Source organism: Synechococcus sp. CCAP 1479/10 (assembly GCF_019038515.1).
GTDB lineage: Bacteria > Cyanobacteriota > Cyanobacteriia > PCC-6307 > Cyanobiaceae > Cyanobium.
In genome coordinates this window covers 76,178-97,469 of record NZ_JAFKRJ010000006.1, presented here as the reverse complement: position 1 = coordinate 97,469, position 21,292 = coordinate 76,178, and the positions used below count along the sequence as shown (strand labels likewise).

Sequence of the window (21,292 nt, the reverse complement as noted above, 5' to 3'; positions counted from 1 at the left end):
CCGGTGATCCGACCCCACCGGCTTCTGTTGACGACCCTGGCGGCGGCCCTGGCCTGGCCCAGCGCCAGCGTGGCGAGCCCGCTTGGATCGGCCGTCGTGCAGGAGATCCTTGATGGCCGGGAGCTGTACATCGAACGGCGCCAGGCCCAGGTGCAGGAGCGGGCGTTCACACCCGAGCTGGTCCGCACCCAGAAGAGCCGCGGCCAGCTGGGCTTTGCCGGTGGTGCCGCCGGCCGCCTCAACCGCTTCTCCCAGCTGCGCCTCGGCAGCACCTGCTTCCTGCTCAGCAGCGGCCAGATCCTGGTGTCCGGCCAGCAGAACGGCTGCACCCGCTCCTCGCGGCTGAGCACCCGGGGGACCAACTACGTGATCACCCTGCTCGACGGCGGCGAGCAGGAGGTGGCGGTGCTGGAGGGCTCGGTGGAGCTCCAGCCCCTTGCTGATGGGCGGCCCCTTGCCGGGGCGCCGATTCTGCTGGCGGGGGGCACCAGGGTGCGGCTCTCCAGCCAGGGGGCCCTGCTCTGGCAGCGACCCCTGACGGCGGACGACTACGCCGCCATCCTGCGGGGGCCCCTGTTCGAGGGGTTCACGGCCCCCCTGCCCGGCATGGCGGCCCTGGAGGCCTTTGTGGAGCGCCGTTTCCCCGGGGTGATCCCCACCGCGCCCAGGCCGTCCGTCAGCCGTGACCCCCTGGTGGAGATCATCAACCGCTACCGGGCCCAGGGCGGGCGCCCCGCCCTGCAACCCCTGCCGGCGCCCCTGGCTGCCGAGAATGCCGCCTATCTGGCCCCGGTGCTCGAGGGGGTGCTGGCCAGCCGCGATTGCGACCACGACCGCGCCCTCTGGGGGGCGTTCCAGGAGCGCATGGCGGCGAAGGGAAGGCTCATGCCCACCAGTGAGGTGATCGCCTGCCCGATGCCGGCCGCCGCCTGGAACCCCGAAGTGATCGTGTCGCGCTGGATGGGCTCGCCCCTGCACACCCAGATCCTGATCAACCGTCCCAAGGCCCAGGCCATCGACTGCGTGCGGCTGGAGCGCTCCGGCCGGGCCGTCGCCATCTGCACGCTCTGGAGCCCGCTGCCACGATGATGGCGCGACGCCGCACCTTCAGGGTCCTGGTGGTGGCCGTGCTGGCCTGGGTGGGGGTCAGCTCCGGCTGGCCGGGGCCCCGGATGCGGGTCTGGGAGCGGGGGGTGGAGCAGCAGCTGCTGCTGCTGCGCGGCCCGCGCCGACCGCCGCCGAAGGTGGTGCTGGTCACGGTCGATGACGCCACCCTCCAGCAGGGGGACTGGTTCGAGGAGGAAGGCAAGATCCCGGATTGGGCGAAGGGCGTCGGCAGCCTGCCCTGGCCCCGGGCCACCTACGGGATGGTGGCGGAGAAGCTGCTGCAGGCCGGCGCCAGGGCCGTGGCTGTGAATGTGGTCTTCGAGGGGCCCAGCGGCAAGGGGCCGGCCGATGACGATGCCCTGGAGCTGCGGCTGCGGCGCTACCCCGGCCGGGTCGCCCTGGCGGCGGAGATGCTCGAATCCAGCGACACCCAGGGGGCCGGAGCCCTCACCTTCGTGCGGCCGGAGCGCTTCCTGGCGGCCATCGGCGGCACCGGCTCCCTCGGGCTCACCAACATCCTCGCCGGCACCTCCAGCGAGCCCAGCCGCCACCCCGAGGCCTACGCCAGCGGCGTGCTCCCCGCCCGGGGCGCCGAGGGCCACAGCGCCCTCTCCTCCACCCTGCTGCGGCTGGGGGGCCAGCGGAGCCGCCAGGACGACCGGGCCAGCGCGCTCAATTTCTATGGCCCGGAGGGCAGCTTCCAGCGCCTGCCGGCCTGGGAGGTGCTCGACCCCGCGCGCTGGCAGACCCATCCCCTGCGCAAGGACGTGAAGGGGGCCCTGGTGCTGCTCGGCCCGGTGGTCGCCCAGGGGACCGATGGCTATCCCACCCCCTTCGGCCCCCTGTCGGGACTGGAGGTGCTGGCCACCGCCACCGCCAACTCGCTGCAGGGCGACGGGCTGCAGCCCTGGCCCCGCAGTGCGCCGGGTCGGGCCCTGCTGGCCCTGGTGCCGCTGCTGCTGGTGCTGGGGGCGGCCCGGCGCTGGACGGACCTGCGCTGGCGCCTCGCCCTGGTGGTCCTGGTGCTGGTCCTCCAGGGGGCCCTCGTCGCCGTGGCGCTGCAGCAGGCCCACCGCTGGCTGCCGCTGCTGGCGCCCTCCTCGGGCCTGGTCCTGCTGGGCCTGCTCTACGGGGGGGATGCCTACCTGCGGGAGGGGCAGGAGCGGCGGCGGCTGCGCCGCACCTTCGAGCGCTACGTGGCCCCCGGCGTGGTGGCGGAGATCCTCTCCGACCCGGAATCGGCCCAGGGCATCCTGCGGGGCCGCCTGCTGGAGGTGACGGTGCTGATGACCGACATCAAGGGCTTCACGGTGCTGACCAAGCAGCGCAGCGGCGAAGGCCAGAGCGAGCTGCACGTGCTCCAGCTCAACGAGTATCTGGGCGCCATGGTCGAGGTGGTGATGGCCCATGGCGGCACCGTCGACAAGTTCATCGGCGATGCGGTGATGGCCGTCTTCGGCTCACCGGTGAGCCGGGGGGTGGCCGAGGAGGCCAGCCAGGCGGTGCGCTGCGCCCTGGCCATGCGGGCGGCCCTGGCCGGCCTCAACGAGGACTGGGCGCGGCGGGGCATCGCCACCCTTGACAACGGCATCGGCCTGGCCAGCGGCCAGGTGATGGTGGGCCAGATCGGCAGCCCCAAGCGAATGGAGTTCACCGTGATCGGCGACACGGTGAACCTGTCGGCCCGGCTCGAATCGGCCACCCGGAATGTGGACGCGGCGGTGGTCTGTGACGCCCAGACCGCCAGCCTGATCGCGGCCGACCCCGGGCTCGCGGCCCGTTCCCTGGGCCCCCAGGCGGTGAAGAGCCTCGGGGAGGTGGAGATCTTCACCGTCGCCCTGGCGGATCAGGTCGTGGCCGGGGATCAGGCCTCCAGGTAAGTCGTCTGCTCCAGGCTGGCCTTCAGGTGGGCCATCAGGCGACGGGCATCGCTGATCGCCAGGTCGCCCCGGCCGATCGCCTGCTCGCTGGCCAGCCGCAGCCGCTCCAGCAGCAGGTCGGGGTCGTGCTCCATCGCCTCGAGCACCTCGGCGTTGGTGTTGCCCCGCACCACGTGGTCGACCCGGTAGCCGCCGCCGGCCGCCAGCCGGATGTGCACGGCGTTGGTGCTGCCGAACAGGTTGTGCAGGTTGCCCATCACCTCCTGGTAGGCGCCGCCGAGGAACAGCCCGATCCAGTAGGGCTCGCCGGGCCGCAGGCCGTGCAGTTCCAGCAGCGGCTTGACCTGGCCCCGGTCGATGAAGCGGGCGATCTTGCCATCGGAATCGCAGGTGAGGTCGGCGAAGCTGCCCAGGCGGGTGGGGCGCTCGTCGAGCCGGTGGATCGGCAGCACGGGGAACAGCTGGTCGATCGCCCAGGTGTCGGGCGCCGAGCGGAACACCGAGAGGTTGGCGTAGTAGGTGCCGGCCAGCGCCGCCGGCAGGGCCTGCAACTCCTGGGGGATCACGGTGCCTGGGGGCAGGCCTTCGAGCTGGCGGGCGATCGCCTGGCAGCTGGCCCAGGTGAGGCGCTCGGCCGTGGCCCGCTCCGGCAGGCTCAGGTAGCCGAGCCGGAAGGCGGTCAGGGCGTCCTCCTTGAACTTGAGGGCATCGTTCCAGGCCTCCTGGAGCCGTTCCACCACCGCCCGCTCACCGGCGTCGTCCCCTTCAAGACCACCCTCGGCGGCGATCGCCGTGATCAGGGCGTGGGTGTCGCGCAGGTTGCGCAGGATCAGCGCCTCCCCCTCGGCCGGCGGCGGCACCGTTTCGCCGCGACCGCCGGCCCCGAGCACGTCGAACACCAGCACGCTGAAGTGGCTGGCCAGGGCCCGGCCGCTCTCACTCACCAGGGTGGGCGGGCGGATGCCGTGGGGCTCGCAGCACTCCCGGATCGTGGCGACGACGTCGTTGGCGTAGTTCTGCAGCGAGTAGTTGGTGGAGGCGGCGGTGGCGGTGCGGCTGCCGTCGTAGTCGATGCCCAGGCCGCCGCCCACATCCAGAAAGCCCATCGGCGCCCCCAGCCGGGTGAGCTCGGCATAGATCTGCCCGGCCTCCTGCAGGGCGTCCTTGAGGACGGCGATGTCGTTGATCTGGCTGCCGATGTGGAAGTGCAGCAGGCGGAGGTCGTCGAGCAGGCCCGCCTCCCGCAGGCGTTCCACCGTGGTGAGCACGTCGGGGATCGAGAGGCCGAACTTGGCCCGCTCGCCCACCGAGCTGCCCCAGCGGCCGGTGCTGCGGGCCGAGAGTTTGGCGCGGATGCCGATGAACGGGGCCCCGCCCAGGGCGCTGCTGGCGGCGATGATCCGATCCACCTCATCGGCCTGCTCGATCACCACCACCGGCTGGCGCCCCAGGCGCCGGGCCAGGATCGCCGTCTCGATGTAGCGCCGGTCCTTGTAGCCGTTGCAGATCATCAGGGCGTCGGGATCGTCCAGCAGGGACAGGGCGATCAGCAGCTCGGCCTTGCTGCCAGCCTCCAGGCCGAAGTGCCAGCGGCGGCCGCTCTCCACCAGCTGCTCCACCACGTGGCGCTGCTGGTTGCACTTGACCGGGAACACCCCCTGGTAGCGGCCGTTGTAGCCGTACTGGGCGATGGCCCGCTCGAAGGCGCCGTGGAGACGCTCGAGCCGGTCCTCGAGGATGTCGTCGAAGCGGATCAGCAGCGGCAGGGACAGGTCGCGGCCCTGCAGCTCCCGCACCAGCTCCACCAGATCGAGGGAGCCGCCGCGGTCGCCGCGGGGCTGCACGATCACGTGGCCCCGGGCGCCCACCCCGAAGTAGGGCTCACCCCAGCGGTCGAGCCCGTAGAGGGCCGCCCCGTCGGCGGCGCTCCAGGCGTCGGACCGCCCGGAAGCGACGGAGGGCACGCCCGGGGGGCTGGTCGGTTCGGCGAACACCATCGCAGCCTTGGTTTGGCTCAGGCCTCAGGGGGGCAATCTAGGCGGGGCGCCGCGGCCGGCCCACCCTGCCAGTCGCTCCAGGCGGTGACGGCGTCGTGCAGCCCGATCACCGGATCGACGAGCCGGCCCAGCTGCCGGGCCAGGGGGTCGCCGCCGGTGTCCGGGCGGGGGCGCTCCGGCGGGTCCGGGGGCCGGCTGTGCTGCTCCAGCGCCGTGGCCAGGGCCGCCAGGGACGCCGGCAGCCGCTCCCGCAGCGCCCCGAAGCCGGGCGGCAGGGGCCGACCGTCACGGCGGGGATCGCCGCGGCCCAGCACCACCGCGGCGTCGATCAGCCGCTGGCTGTGCAGCAGGAAGGCCATCAGGGGCACCGCCATCGCCCGGTGGGCAGGCTTTTCGCTCAGGAAACGCTGGATGGAGACATGGGCGTTGCCCATCTCCAGGCGCACCTCGGCCGGGGTGGCCAGCGGTCCGGGGGCGGCCTGGGGCGGCTCCTGCAGCCGGTCGAGCACCTGCTGCACGAAGCGGGCATTGCAGCGCAGGCTGGCCGCCAGCCGGGCCGGCAACTGGGACCGTTCCCAGCGCGGCAGCACCAGGTGGATGGCGGCCAGGGCGAGGGCGGCACCGATCAGGGTGTTGGCGATCCGCCACAGGGCCAGGTTCCAGTCCCCGGGCTGGTTGATGTCCTTGTAAAGGACGATCCAGGGGGTGAGGAAGAAGACGAACAGGCCGTAGTTCACCGGCAGCACCGCCATCATCACGAGGGTGAGGGGGACCAGCAGCAGCACCAGCATCAGCGGGTGGGGGAAGCAGGTGGCCAGCACGATGGCCACGATCCCCCCCAGCACGGTGCCCAGCACCCTCTGGCCGGTGCGCGACAGGCTCTCCCCCGCCGAGGGCCGCAGGATCACCGAGACCGTCAGGGTGATCCAGTAGCCGATCGGCAGGGCGAACAGGGTGTAGACGGCCACGGCGGCCGCCGAGGCCACGCCGAAGCGCAGGCCGTGACGGAACACGCTCGACTCCAGGGTCAGGTTCGCCCGCAGGGTCGCCCAGCCCTGGGCCAGGGCGGCACGCCCCCCGGCGCCGGCAAGGGCCGTCGGCACCTGGGTGGGGCTGAGTGCCGTCAGGGGGATGGCCTCGCCGGCCCCGTCCAGGGTGGCGATCCAGTGGGCCTGGTTCGCCAGAATCTGCCGGTAGGCGTCGCGCAGCGCCGGCTCGAGGTCCTCGATCTCAGCGGCGATCCCCTCCAGCTCCTGCCTGAGCTCCCGCAGGGCGGGCAGGGGGCCCCGCCCCAGCAGCGCCTGCTCCAGCTGCAGCAGGGCGTCGACGCAGCGGCCGTTGAGCGCCTGCAGGCGCCGGTGCAAGGGGGTCGCCGCCGGGGCCGGCAGGGCCGCCAGCAGGTCCCCCAGGGCCGCGCTGGTCACGAACAGGGCGTCGGTGGTCTCGATCAGGCGGGTGAACGCCCCGTCGGCGGGGCTGGCCCCGAGGCGGCCGCTGCGGGTCTCCGCCAGGGTGGCCCGGGCGCTGCCGAGGGCGTCGCGGACCCTGAGCTTTTCGGTGAAGAGCTGGGCCTCCGCGGCCGGCGGGCCGCCATCGGCCGGGCAGGCCAGACGGTGGTACCGGGCGACGGCCCGATGGGCAGCGGCCAAGGCTATCCGCACGGGCCGGTAGGGCCGCAGCGGCCAGAGGGCGAGCGCCAGCAGGGTGGCCCAGCCCCCGCCGGCCAGGTAGAGGAGCGACCAGGCCAGAGCCTTGGCCGGATCGGGCCCTGAGACGTTGATGCCGATCAGGAAGCACCAGGCCGTCACCAGCCCGATCAGGGCCCCGCTGTTGCCGTAGAGGGCCAGCATCCCGCAGCCCAGCGCCACGGCGGCCATCGCCGGAACGCACAGCCAGGGCCAGGCCGCCAGGCTGATGCCGCCGCCGAGGGCCAGGGCGCCGAGCAGGGAGGCGAGCCCCATCGCCGTGGCCTTGGTGCGGTAGGCCCCACCCGTGTCGGCCATGTTCACGTACAGCCCCCCGAGGGCCATCCAGATCAGGGCGGGTTCGTGCAGCTGGGCGGCGGCCAGCAGCGGCGGCACGCTGGCCAGGGTGGTGCGCAGGCCGAGCCGGAGATTGGGCCCGGCCCCCGGCGCGGCCAGCCAGGTGGCGCGCCCAGTTGCTGCTCCGGGCATCCGCGGCGGCCGGGGTGGCCCCGATCGTATGGCGCCCGGCGGTCACGGGGTTGCTTGCCAAGCGGCAGCCCCAGCGCGGACGATGGCCCGAACACCTTTCCCTTCCCCATGGCCACCGAACGCACCTTCCTCGCCATCAAGCCCGACGGGGTGCAGCGGGGCCTGGTGGGCGAGATCCTCGGCCGCTTCGAGCGCAAGGGCTTCAAGCTGGTGGGCCTCAAGCAGCTGGTGCCCAGCCGGGAACTGGCCGAGAGCCACTACGGCGTGCACCGGGAGCGCCCCTTCTTCGCCGGCCTGGTGGAGTTCATCACCAGCGGGCCTGTGGTGGCCATGGTGTGGGAAGGGGATGGCGTGATCGCCAGTGCCCGCAAGCTGATCGGCGCCACCAAGCCCCTGGAGGCCGAACCCGGCACCATCCGCGGCGACCTGGCGGTGAACATCGGCCGCAACGTCATCCATGGCTCCGATGCCCCGGAAACCGCCGTCTTCGAGATCGGCCTCTGGTTCCAGCCCTCCGAGCTGTGCGAGTGGACGCCGGCCGACCAGGTGTGGCGGGTCGAGCCCTGAGCGGCCATCCTGGGGACCTTCGGGTCCCCAGGTCATGCTGCTGCGCAGAAGCCTCCGGCCTCCCAGTCCGATGAAGCTGGCGCCCGTGGCCGTGCTGGTCGCCGGCCTTGCATGGGCTCTGCCCGCTGCCGGCCCCCTCGCCGGGGCCACGGCGGCCCCCCGGGTGCCCCGGGTGGTGGAGGTGCCGTCCCGGCCGGCCTATGTGATGCCGCCGGCGGCGCCGGAGCGCCCGGCCCTGGTGGGTCAGGTGCTGCGTCCGTCCACCGTGCTGCGCACCGAGAATCCTGGCCGGCTGCAGATCCTGCTGGCCGATGGCCGCAGCTTTCGCCTGGGGGGCAACGCCCTGCTGAGGATCGAGCCGACGCTGCTCGAACTGGTGCGCGGCCGGATCATCGCCTGGATCGCTCCCGGGACGAAGAGTCCCACCCCCCTGCAGATCCGGACCCGGGTGGGCACCGCCTCGATCCAGGGCACCACGGTCTTCATCGAGGACACCGCCGACTCGGTTCTCTTCCTGAGCTGGGAAGGGCAGGTGGAGGTGCGCGCCGATGACGGCACCGTCTACCAGCTGGCCAGCGGCCAGCGGCTGGAGGCCACCCCCGGGGGCTGGAAGGGCCCGCGCCGGATCGACGCCAGCGAGGCGAGGCTGCGGCGGCGCAACAGCGAGCTGCTGAACGGTTTCGGGGCGCCGATGGAGACGCTGCCGGTGCTCGAGCGCGAACTCGGACTCACCCCCTGATGCCCCCCTGGCCCGGGCTGGGGCGCCGGCTCTGGTGGCTGGCCCTGGCCGCCCCCCTGCTGGCGGGCCTCGACCGGGCGCCCCTCACGCCCCTGGGCCAGGGGCCGCGGCTGCTCGACGACCAGCTCCTCCAGACCTTCTTCCTGCTGCGGGGGGCCCGTCCCGCCCCGGCCGACCCGGTGATCCTGGCCATCGACGCCGACTCCCTGGAGCTGGGGGAGCTGCTGGCCCCGGGCGAGCGCCAGGCGTCGCCCCTTTGGCGCCAGATGGGTCCCTGGCCCTGGCCCCGGGCCCTGCAGGCCCGGCTGGCGGCCCATGTGCTCGAGCAGGGGGCGGCCCGGGTGCTGTTCAACATCGAGTTCAGCCAGCCCAGCCGCTTCGGCCCCGCCGACGACCGGGCCTTCGCCGCGACCCTGGCCCCCTGGCGTCAGCGGGTGCACCTGGCGGCGGTCTACGGGGTTCAGGAGGAGGGGGGGCTGGTGCAGAGCCGGCTGCGGCTGCCCATCCAGCCGCTGGGTGCCCCCGGCCTCACCACCCTGCTCCAGTCCCCCCGGGGGGTGGTGGAGGCGGTGCCGGGCCAGGACTGGATCGCTGCCCGGCTGGGCGATTTCCCGCCGCCCCTGCCCCGGCCGATGGCCTTCCTGGTGCGCCCGGCGCCGCCGCCGCCGGCGCCGATGGGGCTCGACTTTCCCGGTCCCGCCGGCACCATGCCCCGCGTTCCGGCCTGGAAGCTGCTGGAGGCACCGCCGTCCACCTGGCGGGGCCGCACGGTGCTGATCGGCGTCACGGCCCCGGGCCTGGGGGACCTGCAGGAGACCCCCTTCGGCCCCATGGCCGGCACTGAGATCCAGGCGGTGGCCCTGGCCAACGTGCTCCAGGGCCGGGGGCTGGGGCGGTTGCCCCTGGCGGGGGACGGGCTGCTGCTGCTGGGCTGGGGCGCCCTGGCGGGGCTGCTGCTGCGGCGCCCCGCCAGTGCCGGCGGCACCCTGCAGCTGGCCCTGGCCCTGGCAGGGACGGTGCTGGTGGCTGGCTGGGCGGCGTGGGCCCTGGCCCTGTTGCGCCTGCCCCTGGCCGCCCTGCTGCTGGCCCCCGTGGCCGGGGGCGGGGTGCGGGCCGTGGGCCAGGGGCTGGCGGAGAGCCGGGAGCGTGCCTATCTGCACCAGGTGCTGAGCCGGCGCGTCTCCCCCACCCTGCTGCGCGACATCCTGCGCAGCCCCGGGCCGGTGTGGAACCAGGCGGTGGGCAGCCGGGCCCGCTGCGCCGTGCTGTTCAGCGACCTGGTGGGGTTCACGCCCCTGAGTGCCGTGCTGGAGCCCGCCGAGCTGTTCGCCCTGCTCAACCGCTACTTCGAGGCCATGGCCGGGGCGGTGCTGGAGCAGGAGGGCCTGCTCGACAAGTTCATCGGTGATGCGGTGATGGCGGAGTTCGGGGTGCCCCGCAGCCGGGGGGATGCCCAGGAGGCCCGGGCCGCGGTGCGGGCCGCCCTGGCCATGCAGGAGCGACTGGAGGCCCTCAACCTTGAGCTGGCGGCGTCGGGCATCCCACCGCTGCGGCACGGGATCGGGCTCCATTTCGGCGAAGTGATCGCCGGCAACCTGGGCTCGTCCCAGCGCCTGGAGTTCACCGTCGTGGGGGCGAGCGTCAACGTGACCAGCCGCCTGGAGGGGCTGACGCGCCTGTTCCCCGAGCACCCGATCCTGGTCAGCGGCGATCTGCTGGCCCTGCTGCCGGAGGAGCTGGAGGTGCTGCCGCTGGGGAGCCACCGGATCAAGGGCTGGCCCGTGCCCCTGGAGGTGTATGCCCTCCAGGGGTTGCGGCCGGCGGCGGCCGGGCCTGGCTAGGCCGCCGCCGGGAACGGCCGGTCCCAGCGGAAGGGCGCCAGCAGGGCGTCGGGCGCCGCACCTGTCCCGGAGCCGGCCGCGGTGATCGCTGCAGCGATCCGCTCCGCCGTGATGGCCGCCAGCAGGACGCCGTTGCGGTGGTGGCCCGTGGCCAGCCAGAGCCCCTCGATGGGCCCCGGGCCGAGCAGCGGCGCGTCGTCGGGGGTGCCGGGCCGGAAGCCCCACCAGCGCTCCATCGGCGGCCATAGGGCCGCCTCCGGCAGCAGGGCGGCGATGCCGGTCTGCAGCTGCTTCTGGCCTTCGGGGGTGAGGCCGTCGTCGAAGCCGGCCTGCGGTTCACTGGTGGCGCCCACCACCAGCAGGCCGTCCTCCCGCGGCACCAGGTAGGTGCCGGGCCCGAACACGACCCGCTCCAGGCTGGCCCTGGGGCCCTGCAGCGACAGCATCTGCCCCTTCACCGGATGCACCGGCAGTGACGGCAGCAGCCGGCCGCTCCAGGCGCCGCAGGCAAGCACCGCCGTGGCGGCGGCGATGGCGTGCTCGCCCCCCTCGGCCCGGCGCAGCCGCACCCCCCGCAGGCGCCCGCCGCCTTCGGTGAGCAGCTCCAGCACCTCGGTGCCCTCCTCGAAGCGCACCCCCAGGGCGGCGCAGGCCCGCTCCAGGGCGCGCATCAGGCGGCGGCGGTTGTCGATCTGCCCGTCCTGGGCGAACAGCAGCCCCGCCCGCCAGGCGGGTCCGATCCCCGGCACCTCCCGCTCCAGCCCCGCCCGATCGAGGGGCTCGCCGAAGGGGGCCGTGGGGTAGGCGTCCCGCTCGGCCGCGCCGGTGAAGGGGACGACGATGCCGCAGGGGCGCAGGCCGCAGGGCAGGCCACTGTCGGCCTCGATGCGGGCCACCCAGGCCGGCACCCGCTCCAGGCTGGCCTGGCCCAGGGCCAGCATCGGCCCCCTGAGCCCCTCGGCGTGGGGGGCCAGCATGCCGGCGGCCACGAAGCCGGCCGCCTCGCTGCGGCGGCGGCTGAGCACGGTGGCGGAGCGGCCGAGACGGGCCAGCTGGTGGGCGATGGCCAGACCCATCAGGCCACCGCCGAGGATCAGGACGGGCTCTGTGTCGGGAGGGGGGCCAGCCAGGGCGCTCATCTCCAGCTTGGAAGGCCCCATTCAAGCGGCCGCCTGCCGCTGCCTAGGATCGCCCCCAGTGCCTCCGGCCGAGCGCGGGGGGCCGACAGCGCCGGCAGGACTCGCGACCATGGCTGAAGGGAACAGGGCAGAAGGCAAAGGCGAAGCCGCTTGGGAGGCTGTGATCGGCCTGGAGACCCACGTGCAGCTGGGCACCGCCAGCAAGATCTTCACCGCCGCCTCCACCAGCTTCGGCGACGATCCCAACACCCACATCGACCCGGTGGTGTGTGGCCTGCCGGGCACCCTGCCGGTGCTCAACCAGAAGGTGCTCGAGTACGCGGTCAAGGCGTCCCTGGCCCTCAACCTGCAGGTGGCCGAGCACAGCAAGTTCGACCGCAAGCAGTACTTCTATCCCGACCTGCCCAAGAACTACCAGATCTCCCAGTACGACCAGCCGATCGCTGAGGACGGCTGGATTGAGGTGGAGGTGGCCGAGAAGGGCAAGGAGACCTACCTGAAGAAGGTGGGCATCGAGCGCCTGCACATGGAGGAGGACGCCGGCAAGCTCGTCCACGCCGGCAGCGACCGCCTGGCGGGCTCCACCCACTCGCTGGTGGATTACAACCGGGCCGGTGTGGCCCTGGCGGAGATCGTCTCCAAGCCGGATCTGCGCACGGGCCGGGAGGCGGCCGAGTACGCCTCGGAGATCCGCCGCATCATGCGCTACCTGGGCGTCAGCGACGGCAACATGCAGGAGGGTTCCCTGCGCTGCGACGTCAACATCTCCGTGCGCCGCGGCCCCGACGCCCCCTTCGGCGTGAAGGTGGAGATCAAGAACATGAACTCCTTCTCGGCGATTCAGAAGGCCATCGACTTCGAGATCGCCCGCCAGATCAAGGCCTATGAGGCCGGTGAGCCGGTGGTGCAGGAAACGCGCCTCTGGGATGAGGCCAAGCAGCTCACCAAGAGCATGCGCAGCAAGGAAGGGGCCAGCGACTACCGCTACTTCCCCGATCCCGATCTGGGGCCGATCGAGGTGAGTCAGGAGCAGCGGGAAGGCTGGCGCTCCGAGCTGCCCGAACTGCCGGCGGCCAAGCGCCACCGCTACGCCGAAAGCCTGGGCCTCTCGATCTACGACGCCCGGGTGCTCACCGATGAGCGTTCGATGGCCGAGTACTTCGAGGCGGCGGTGGCGGCCGGGGGCGACCCCAAGGCCGTGGCCAACTGGGTCACCGGCGACATCGCCGCCCACGTGAATGCCAACCGGCTGTCGATCGTCGAACTGCCGCTGAAACCCGAGCAGCTGGCCGAGATGGTGCAGCTGATCGAGAACGGCACCATCAGCGGCAAGATCGCCAAGGACCTGCTGCCCGAACTGCTCGAGAAGGGCGGTTCGGTGACGGCGATCGTCGAGTCCCGCGGCCTGGGCATGATCTCCGACCCCGCGGCCATCGCCGCCATCGTGGCGGAGCTGCTGGCCGCCCACCCGGAGGAGGTGGAGGCCTTCCGCGGCGGCAAGACCAAGCTGCAGGGCTTCTTCGTCGGGCAACTGATGAAGCGCACCGGCGGCCGCGCCGACCCCAAGCTGGCCAACCGGATCCTCAGCGAGCAGCTGAAGGGCTGAGCGCCGTCTCCACCTGCGGCGCCAGGGCGTCGGGCCCGCCGCGGTTGTCGAGCACCACCGTGGCCAGGGCCCGCTTGCGCGCCAGGGGCCACTGGGCCGCGAGCCGGGCGCGGGCGTCGTCAGCGCTGAGCCGATCACGCCCCATCAGTCGCTGGAGCTGCTGGTCCTCGTCGCAGTCCACCAGCCAGATCTCGCTGCAGAGCGTGTCCAGCCCCGCCTCGAACAGCAGCGGGATCATCAGCACCACGGCCGGCGCCTGTCGCAGCCGCTCCAGTTCCGCGGCGAAGCGCCGGCGCACCAGCGGATGCACCAGCTGCTCCAGCCACCGGAGCTCGGCGGCGTCGTTGAACACGATCCGCCCGAGGGCCGCCCGGTCCAGGGCCGGCAGCGGCTCACCGGGCTCACCCGCTCCCGCCAGCGCCACCCGCTCCCCGAAGCGTTCCAGCACCGCCGCCGCTCCCGGGCTGCCCGGCGCCAGCGCCTCGCGGGCATAGACATCCGCATCCAGCACCGGCAGACCGCGCTCGGCCAACAGGCGCCCCACCGTGCTCTTGCCGCTGGCGATGCCGCCGGTGAGGCCGATGCGGCGCTGTGCCATGGACGGGTGCTGTGCCATGGACGGGTTGGGTGGAAGCGGAGGCTGGAGGCGTCGTCGCCGCCGGGACGACGGAACGTGAGCGTTCGCCCGGGTCTGCGGACAGATCCGCCGGTGCGCCGCAAGCTAACGGCTGGCCCGTCCCCCGCCGGCGCGATGCAAGTCTTCAGCTCCTGGTCCGAGCAACAGGCCCGCCTCACCCGCTGGGTGCTGCTGGTGGGCTGGCTGGGGCTGATCGTCAGCCTGTTGCTTCCCGGCGTCGATCCCTGGCCGTTCGACCTGGATCGCTGCGGCCCCCTGCTGGAGTGCCACAGCCGGGAGGGCAACCAGATCTTCTGGGGCCTGGTGGTGCCCAGCGGTCTGCTGATCCTGGTGGCGCTCAGCCATGAGGTCTGGCGCCGCATCTGCCCGCTGGCCTTCCTCTCCCAGCTGTTCCGCTCCCTTCGCTGGCAGCGCACCGTCCCCGGCAAGGGCGGCCGCCGCGACGTGGTGAAGATCGAGGCGGACTCCTGGCTCGGACAGCATCACGTGCAGCTGCAGTGGAGCCTGTTCATCGCCGGTCTCAGCCTGCGGCTGCTGGTGGTGAACAGCAGCCCCCTGGGACTGGGCCTGTTCCTGGCGCTGACGGTGGCGGCGGCCCTGGCGGTGGGCTGGGCCTACGGCGGCAAGGCCTGGTGCCAGTACTTCTGCCCAATGGCGCCGGTGCAGGCCGTGGTGACCGGCCCCCGCAGCCTGCTGGGCAGCCCCGCCCACCTGGAGACCACCTCCCGCATCACCCAGTCGATGTGCCGCACCATCGGCGAGAAGGGCAAGCTGCAGAGCGCCTGCGTGGCCTGCCAGGCCCCCTGCATCGACATCGACTCCGAGCGGGCCTACTGGCAGACCTTCAGCGGCAAGAAGGGTCTGGCCTGGGCCTGGGCCTCCTATCCCGGCCTGGTGCTGGCCTTCTTTCTGCTGATCCGCGCCGCGGGGCCCGGCGGCATCGACTATCTGCGCAGCGGCATCTGGGCCTATGACGCCCGCGCCGTCGATCAGATCGCCCAGCCCCTGGTGCTCTGGGGCTGGGACACCGTGCTGCCCCGCTGGTTCACCATGCCCGCCCTGCTGGTGCTGGGCGGCGTCCTCTCGGTGGCCCTGTTCGGGGCTCTGGAGCGCTGGCTGCGATCCGGCCTCGCCGGGCTGCCGGCCGAGCGGGCCGCGGCCGTGGCGGGCCATCGCACCCGCCTGGCAGCGACCTTCCTGGCGGTGAACATCTTCTTCTGGTTCGCCGATCCCTCGCTCGGTCTCCTCGGCCCGAGGGGCGGGCAGCTGATCCGCTCCCTGGTGCTGGTCGTCAGCGGCATGTGGCTCTACCGGGGCTGGTCCCGCGACAAGGCCACCTACACCCGCGAGAGCACCAGCGCCAGCCTGCGCAAGCAGCTGGAGAAGCTGGTGCCGGAGATGGGCGATCTGCTGGACGGGCGCTCCCTGGCGGAGCTCAGCCCGGGGGAGGTGTTCACCCTCGCCAAGGTGCTGCCCAGTCAGATCAGCCAGACCAAGCGCGGGATTTACCGCGAGGTGCTCTCCGACCTGTTCGGCAGCGGCCGGCTCGATCGCGCCGCCGCCCTGGTGCAGCTGGAGGAGCTGCGCCAGTCCCTCGACCTCAAGGAGGAGGACCACCACGCCGCCGTGCGCGAGCTGGCGGTGAGCGACCCCCGGATCCTGCAGCTCGACCATCGCCAGCGGGAGATCCGCAGCCTGCGCCAGGAGGCCGCCGCCGAAGCGATCGAGGATCTGCTCGAGACCACCGGCCTCGGCGACCTGAGCACGGCCCTGGCCGACGGTGACCACGGCGATCGGCTGGAGCGGATCCGCCAGGAGTACGCGCTCGATGAGGCCAGCTGGTCGGAGCTGCTGGCCTCCTTCGGTCCCGCCTCCAGCTTCGCCCGCGAGCGGGCCGAGGAGCAGCTGCAGCAGGTCCGGGACAGGCTCGCGGCCCGCCAGGCCCTGGCCCAGGCCGCCGCCGGCGAACCCGTGCTGCGGCCGCTGCTGCCGGTGATCGACCGCGAGCTGGTCAGCCTGTTCGTCACCGTCGCGCCCTCCCTGCAGCCCTTCGCCGCCGAGGACCCCCTGGTGGAGCGCTTCCATGGGCTGCTCCCCCATGTCCCGGAAGGGGTGCTCACCCAGCTGCGGCGCCAGGACCGGGAACGGTGGGCCCAGGCCAGCGCAGGGGTCCCCGCCCCCCTCGACCCGCTCCCCGATCCGGCGGACGTGCTCGATGGACTGTGGCGGGACCCCGATCCGGACACCGCCCTGTGGGCCCTGTGGGTGCAGGACCAGCGGGATCCGGCGCGGGCGGCGGCCCTGCGGCGGGAGCCGAGGGTGGGTCTGCCCAGCAGCGCGGCCCTCGAGCGGCTGCGGTCCGGGGAGGGGCTCGCCCTGGGCGGGCGCCTCCGCCGGCTCCTCGAGGTGCCGCTGATGGCGGGACTGTCGCCGGCGGCCTTGATCAACATGCTGCACTGGGGCGAGGAGCGGCAGCTGCAGAACGGCGAGGTGCTGTTCTCGGTCGGCGATTCCCCCGACACCGTGGCGATCCTGCTGGAGGGCCGCTGCGAGGTGCGGCGCCCCTCGGCCAGCGACGACGGGCTCGAGGCGATGGCCCGGATCCACAGCGGCGAACCGATCGGAGAGGTGTCCTTCCTCGTGGACCATCCCCGCCGCGCCGCGGTGCGGGCCATCGACGGACCCGCCACGGTGCTGGTGTTCGAGAGTTCGGAGTTCGAGCAGTTGCTGCAGCAGTCCTCGGAGTTCAACCGCGGCCTGCTGCACACCCTCGCCCTGAGGCTCGAGGACTCCTACGGCAAGCTGGGCACCACCAACGTCCCCCGCTGAGTCCGTGACCCCTCCCTCTCCGTGGCAGCCGATCCCCGGAGGCGTCACGGCCCCGGAGGGCTTCCTGGCCGCCGCCGTCACCGCCGGCCTCAAGGCCTCCGGCCGGCCGGATCTCTCCCTGCTGCTGGCGCCGGTGGGGGCCGTCTGCGCCGGCACCTTCACCACCTCGCTGGTGCGGGCCGCCTGCGTGGATCTGTGCGCCGAGCGTCTGGCGGCCTGCGGCGGCCACGCCCGGGCGGTGCTCACCAACTCCGGCCAGGCCAACGCCTGCACCGGCGAGCGCGGCCTGGCCGACAGCCTGCGGGCCACCGCCGAGCTGGCCGGGCGGCTGGGCCTGGCGCCCGACGAAGTGCTGATCTGCTCCACCGGGGTGATCGGCGTGCCGATCCCGATGGAGGTGCTCGTAGCGGGCCTCGATCCCCTGGTGGCCGCCCTCGGCCCCGAAGGCGGCGGCGCGGCGGCCGAGGCGATCCTCACCACCGACCTGGTGGCCAAGGAGATCGCCCTGGAGGCCCAGCTGGGCGGCCGCAGGGTGCGGATCGGCGGCATGGCCAAGGGCTCGGGGATGATCCACCCGGACATGGCCACGATGCTGGGTTATCTCACGTGTGATGCCGGTGTGCCGGCCGATGTCTGGCGGGCGATGGTGCGGCGGGCGGTGGATCGCTCCTTCAACGCGATCACGGTGGACGGCGACACCAGCACCAACGACACGTACCTGGCCTTTGCCGCCGGAGAGCCCCTGGGCCCGGAGCACTTCGAGGCGCTGGAGGCCGGCCTGACGGCGGTGTCGCAGCACCTGGCCCGGGCGATCGCCCGCGACGGCGAGGGCGCCACCTGCCTGATCGAGGTGCGGGTGGAGGGCGCCGCCGACGAGGCCGGCGCCCGCGCCATCGCCCGCACCGTGGCCGGCTCCTCCCTGGTGAAGTGCGCCGTCCACGGCCGCGACCCCAACTGGGGCCGCATCGTGGCCGCCGCCGGCCGGGCCGGCGTGCCCTTCGATCCGCAGGCCGTGGCCCTGTGGCTGGGGGAGTACCAGCTGATGGCGGCGGGCCAGCCCCTGGCCTTCGACCGCCCGGCGGCGTCGGCCTACCTCAAGGCCCGCGCCGCGGGCGCCTACCTGGAGGACGACACGGTGGCGATTCGGCTGCGGGTGGGGGAGGGCCCGGGTAGCGGCACCGCCTGGGGCTGCGACCTCTCGGATCAGTACGTGCGCATCAACGCCGACTACACGACGTAGGGAGGGGGCTGGTCTTTCGCAGGAGATCTGCATGACCCCAGGCGCGCCCATCAACACGCTGTACCTTTTGCCCGTGGCGGGTCCCGTCAGTGCGCCGTCCACCGGGGCTGAATAAACTAGTCCGTGAACCAGCTCATGGCTCATGGACGCCAGCATCGGGGCCTTCGAGGCCAAGGCCCAGCTCTGGCGACTCCTGCGCGCCGTGGAAAACGGTGAGCGCTTCACCATCACCGTGCGCGGAAAACCCGTGGCGGATCTGGTGCCCCACCGCAGCGATCCCTGCCAGGGCGTGGACGCGGCGGTCGCGGCCCTGCGGGCGTTCCCGCGGATTCGCGGTGTCAGTGCGGCCGATGTCGCCAGCTTCGTGAGCGAGGGGCGACGGTGAGCGGGGCGCCCTCGACCCTGGTGATCGATGCGTCGATGGCCTTGGCGTGGGCGTTCGAGCGGCAGCAGCCCAGCGAGGCGGAAAGGGCCAATCGCCTGCTCGACGCCTGCGGTGACGTGCCCTGGTGGGTTCCCGGTCTCTGGCATCTGGAGGTCACCAATGCCCTGCTGGTGGCGGAGCGGCGTTCCGTGATCCCCCAGGCCGACAGCGATCTGTTCCTGGCCCGGCTGAACAGCCTGCCGTTCCAGACCGACATCGGGCCGCCACCAGATCGCGGAGCCCGCCTGCTGGCCCTGGCCCGTACCCATGGGCTCTCCAGTTACGACGCCAGCTACCTGGAACTGGCCCAGCGCCTCGATGCCACCCTCGCCAGCTTCGATCGCCGGCTGAATCGCGCCGCCGCCGCGATCGGCGTCGCCCTGTTCGCCGGGGCCTGAACCGCCACTCCGCGGCAAGATGGCAGCGCATGCGCTGATGTCGATGGTCACGGCCAGGCCCTCCTCCCCCCCCGGCGGTGCTCCTCCCCGGGGCGCGCCCCCCGCCGGCAAGCAGCGGGCGGCGGGCCGCCCCGCCTGGGACTGGCGGCTGTGGGCGATCGTGGGGCTCTGCTTCGGGGTGGGCTACGCCGCCAGCCTCCGCCTGCTGAGCCTGGGTGGTCCGGAGGAGGGGGGCAACCGCCAGCGCTTCGATGTGCAGCCCGCCCCGGGCACCACGCTCGATTCCCTGCGCCAGCGCTTCGGCGGCGACGCCCGCGAGATCCGCGGCGATCTCGATCTGCTCGAGCTGGAGCAGGAGCAGAAACAGGAGGAGGCCGCGATCGAGGAGCGTCGCCGCCAGATGGAGCTGAGGGACGCCGAGGAGCGCCAGCGCCTGCTCGAGGGTGGGGAGACCCCCCAGACCGACCAGCCGGCCGCCCCCGGGGCCCCCGAGGCCGAGCTCCCGGCCGCCCCTGTCCTGCCGCCGCCGCGCACGCCCCCGGCCCAGGAGCGGGCCGCGCCCGGCCCGGCGCCGATCGCCCCGCCGCCGCTGAGCGCCCCACCGGCCCCCGGAAGCCAGCCCTGATCTGCCACAGTTCGGTGAATCCTCCGGTCAGGTCATGAGCGCGCCGCAGTCCCTCGCCCAGGCGGCCATGAACCGCCTGGCCGCCCGTCTGGGCAGCGGCCTGGCCGATGCGGCCGCCACCCTGGCGGCCCTCGCCCAGGAGGCCCCCGCCCGGGTGCAGCAGGAACTCACTCTGTTCTGGGAGGAGGTGTCGATGGAAGCGGAACGGATCGAGAACGACCGCGACGCCGGTGTCTCCGCGTCCCGAGGCGGCGCCGCCGAGGATCCCCAGGAGCGCATCGATGCCCTGCGGGCCAAGGTGGCCGAACTCTCCCGGCGCCTCGACCAGATGCCCGCTGCCCCCGATGGTCCGCCGCGGTCTCCGGGGCAGGCCTGATGGCGGCCCTCTCCACCCCCGGGATCCTGCTGTCCCGCCTCTGGCGTTCGCTGCGCATCTGGCGCCTCGTGCTCCAGCTGCTGGCCGGCCTCTGGTGGGACGCCCGCCCCTGGACCTACCCGGGCGGAAGAACCCCTGAAGCCCAGGCCGCCCGCCAGCGCCGTCGGGCCCGCTGGCTCACGGCCCAGTTCCTCGAGCTCGGTTCCGCCTTCATCAAGCTGGGCCAGCTGCTCTCGGCCCGCCCGGATGTGCTGCCCGCCGACGTGGTGGAGGAACTGGCCCATCTGCAGGACCGGGTGCCCGCCTTCCCCTTCCCCGTCGTGGAGTCCCTGCTGGGGCAGGAGCTGGGCGAGCGGCGGGCGGAGATCATCGATCTGGAGATCGTGCCGCTGGGCTCGGCGAGCCTGGCCCAGGTGCACCGGGCCAGCCTGCGCAGCGGCCGCCAGGTGGTGTTCAAGGTGCAGCGGCCGGGGCTGGAGCGCCTGTTCCGCCTCGATCTGGAGGTGCTCCAGCAGGTGGCGGCCGCGGTGCAGCGCCATCCCCGCTGGGGGGCCGGCCGTGACTGGGTGGGCATCGCCAAGGAGTGCCGGCGGGTGCTGCTGCGGGAGCTGGATTTCCGCCTCGAGGCGGAGCATGCCGCCCGCTTCCGCCAGCAGTTCCTCGACGACCCCGGCATCCGCATCCCGGCGGTGATCTGGGAGCTGAGCTCCCGGCGGGTGCTCTGCCTCGATTACGTGCCCGGCATCAAGATCAACGACCGCGAGGCCCTGGTGCGTGCCGGCATCGATCCGGCGGCCGTCGCCGAGAAGGGGGCGGCCAGCTACCTCCAGCAGCTGGTCCGCTTCGGCTTTTTCCACGCCGACCCCCATCCCGGCAACCTCGCCGTCGCCAGTGACGGGGCGCTGATCTACTACGACTTCGGCATGATGGGCCAGATCTCCGAGCGGCTGCGCAGCCGGCTCGGACGGATGGTGCGGGCCGCGGCGGCCCGGGATGCCGCCTCCCTGGTGGACGAGCTGCAGCAGGCCGGGCTGATCGCCGCCGGCATCGACCAGGGGCCGGTGCGGCGGCTGGTGCGGGTGATGCTCACCGAAGCCCTCACGCCACCCTTCAGCGCCAACGTCATCGACAAGCTCTCCGGTGACCTCTACGAACTCGTCTACGGCCAGCCGTTCCGGCTGCCGCCCGAGCTGATCTTCGTGATGCGGGCCCTGTCCACCTTCGAGGGGGTGGGCCGCAGCCTCGATCCGGGCTTTAGCCTCATCACCATCGCCCGTCCCTACCTGTTGCCCCTCATGACCGCCAGCGGCAACGGCCCCAACGAACTGTTCAGCGAGCTCTCCCGACAGGCGGCCGAGGTGGGCAGCCGCGCCTTCGGGATCCCGCGGCGCCTGGACGAAAGCCTGGCCCGCATCGAACAGGGTGATCTCCAGGTGCTGATCAGGGCCGGCGAGACGGACCGGCTGCTGCGTCGCCTGGCCCTGGCCCAGCAGAGCGCCGGCCAGTCCGTTCTGATCGGGGCCCTGGCCGTCGCCGCCTCGGTGCTGGCGGTGAGCAGCCGCCCGGTGCTCACCGCCGTGCCGGTGGTGCTGGCCCTGCCCCTCACCGTCGGCTGGCTGAAGATGCAGGCGCGCCTCAAGCGGGATGGCCGCCTGGATCAGCTGCCCGGTGTCTCGGCCCCGACCCGGCGGGAGTGAGCGGGGCCGGGTGCGG

Annotated in this window: 17 protein-coding genes; 13 read left to right on the top strand and 4 right to left on the bottom strand. The window is 73.1% G+C overall.

Annotated elements, in window-relative coordinates:
• Positions 1-3: 3 nt before the first annotated feature.
• The gene (locus tag KUG39_RS01975) at positions 4-1,089 is read left to right on the top strand and encodes a FecR family protein (protein WP_216912378.1); all 1,086 of its coding nucleotides are present in this window, start codon (positions 4-6) and stop codon (positions 1,087-1,089) included.
• Positions 1,089-2,987 (top strand): adenylate/guanylate cyclase domain-containing protein, encoded by a 1,899-nt coding sequence (locus KUG39_RS01970; RefSeq protein ID WP_286192853.1) that lies wholly within the window; start codon positions 1,089-1,091, stop codon positions 2,985-2,987. The genes KUG39_RS01975 and KUG39_RS01970 overlap by 1 nt, the downstream gene beginning before the upstream one ends.
• Here KUG39_RS01970 and speA read toward each other — a convergent pair.
• Both speA and KUG39_RS01960 read right to left on the bottom strand, forming a co-directional pair.
• Positions 2,972-4,984 carry a biosynthetic arginine decarboxylase gene (gene speA / locus KUG39_RS01965; RefSeq protein ID WP_286192852.1) on the bottom strand — a complete coding sequence of 671 codons (2,013 nt, stop codon included), beginning with the start codon at positions 4,982-4,984 and terminating at the stop codon, positions 2,972-2,974. The genes KUG39_RS01970 and speA overlap by 16 nt on opposite strands.
• 17 nt (positions 4,985-5,001) lie before the next feature.
• A complete protein-coding gene (locus tag KUG39_RS01960; protein ID WP_216912374.1) occupies positions 5,002-7,158 on the bottom strand; it encodes an FUSC family protein in 2,157 nt (718 codons plus the stop codon).
• A gap of 108 nt (positions 7,159-7,266) precedes the next feature.
• Between KUG39_RS01960 and ndk the strand changes: the two genes are divergently transcribed.
• The 3 genes from ndk (at position 7,267) to KUG39_RS01945 (ending at position 10,305) form a co-directional block, all read left to right on the top strand.
• Positions 7,267-7,725 carry a nucleoside-diphosphate kinase gene (gene ndk / locus KUG39_RS01955; RefSeq protein WP_094585713.1) on the top strand — a complete coding sequence of 153 codons (459 nt, stop codon included), beginning with the start codon at positions 7,267-7,269 and terminating at the stop codon, positions 7,723-7,725.
• Positions 7,726-7,795: 70 nt separating this feature from the next.
• Positions 7,796-8,464 carry a FecR family protein gene (locus tag KUG39_RS01950; RefSeq protein ID WP_233133943.1) on the top strand — a complete coding sequence of 223 codons (669 nt, stop codon included), beginning with the start codon at positions 7,796-7,798 and terminating at the stop codon, positions 8,462-8,464.
• Positions 8,464-10,305 (top strand): adenylate/guanylate cyclase domain-containing protein, encoded by a 1,842-nt coding sequence (locus KUG39_RS01945; protein WP_216912370.1) that lies wholly within the window; start codon positions 8,464-8,466, stop codon positions 10,303-10,305. The genes KUG39_RS01950 and KUG39_RS01945 overlap by 1 nt, the downstream gene beginning before the upstream one ends.
• Here KUG39_RS01945 and KUG39_RS01940 read toward each other — a convergent pair.
• Positions 10,302-11,444, bottom strand: coding sequence for an FAD-dependent oxidoreductase (locus KUG39_RS01940; protein WP_216912368.1), 1,143 nt, complete (start codon positions 11,442-11,444; stop codon positions 10,302-10,304). The genes KUG39_RS01945 and KUG39_RS01940 overlap by 4 nt on opposite strands.
• A gap of 109 nt (positions 11,445-11,553) precedes the next feature.
• Here KUG39_RS01940 and gatB point away from each other — a divergent pair, with 109 nt between their 5' ends.
• Positions 11,554-13,050: an Asp-tRNA(Asn)/Glu-tRNA(Gln) amidotransferase subunit GatB gene (gene gatB, locus KUG39_RS01935; RefSeq protein ID WP_216912366.1), complete on the top strand. Its 1,497-nt coding sequence runs from the start codon at positions 11,554-11,556 to the stop codon at positions 13,048-13,050.
• Here gatB and coaE read toward each other — a convergent pair.
• Complete coding sequence (gene coaE, locus KUG39_RS01930) at positions 13,028-13,666, bottom strand: dephospho-CoA kinase (protein ID WP_216912364.1); 639 nt, start codon at positions 13,664-13,666, stop codon at positions 13,028-13,030. The genes gatB and coaE overlap by 23 nt on opposite strands.
• 135 nt (positions 13,667-13,801) lie before the next feature.
• On the opposite strand from coaE, the gene KUG39_RS01925 reads away from it, so the two are divergent.
• The 7 genes from KUG39_RS01925 (at position 13,802) to KUG39_RS01895 (ending at position 21,276) form a co-directional block, all read left to right on the top strand.
• Positions 13,802-16,516 carry a cyclic nucleotide-binding domain-containing protein gene (locus tag KUG39_RS01925; protein ID WP_216912362.1) on the top strand — a complete coding sequence of 905 codons (2,715 nt, stop codon included), beginning with the start codon at positions 13,802-13,804 and terminating at the stop codon, positions 16,514-16,516.
• A gap of 4 nt (positions 16,517-16,520) precedes the next feature.
• The gene (gene argJ, locus KUG39_RS01920) at positions 16,521-17,756 is read left to right on the top strand and encodes a bifunctional glutamate N-acetyltransferase/amino-acid acetyltransferase ArgJ (protein WP_216912360.1); all 1,236 of its coding nucleotides are present in this window, start codon (positions 16,521-16,523) and stop codon (positions 17,754-17,756) included.
• Positions 17,757-17,898: 142 nt separating this feature from the next.
• Positions 17,899-18,141, top strand: coding sequence for a type II toxin-antitoxin system Phd/YefM family antitoxin (locus tag KUG39_RS01915; protein WP_216912358.1), 243 nt, complete (start codon positions 17,899-17,901; stop codon positions 18,139-18,141).
• The gene (locus tag KUG39_RS01910) at positions 18,138-18,578 is read left to right on the top strand and encodes a type II toxin-antitoxin system VapC family toxin (RefSeq protein WP_198960111.1); all 441 of its coding nucleotides are present in this window, start codon (positions 18,138-18,140) and stop codon (positions 18,576-18,578) included. The genes KUG39_RS01915 and KUG39_RS01910 overlap by 4 nt, the downstream gene beginning before the upstream one ends.
• A gap of 43 nt (positions 18,579-18,621) precedes the next feature.
• On the top strand, positions 18,622-19,203 hold the full coding sequence (locus tag KUG39_RS01905) for a hypothetical protein (protein WP_216918188.1): 582 nt from the start codon (positions 18,622-18,624) through the stop codon (positions 19,201-19,203).
• Positions 19,204-19,237: 34 nt separating this feature from the next.
• Positions 19,238-19,579 carry a hypothetical protein gene (locus KUG39_RS01900; RefSeq protein ID WP_094585723.1) on the top strand — a complete coding sequence of 114 codons (342 nt, stop codon included), beginning with the start codon at positions 19,238-19,240 and terminating at the stop codon, positions 19,577-19,579.
• Positions 19,579-21,276, top strand: a complete 1,698-nt coding sequence (locus KUG39_RS01895) for an ABC1 kinase family protein (RefSeq protein ID WP_216912356.1) — start codon at positions 19,579-19,581, stop codon at positions 21,274-21,276. Before KUG39_RS01900 ends, KUG39_RS01895 begins: the two co-directional genes overlap by 1 nt.
• Positions 21,277-21,292 lie beyond the last annotated feature (16 nt).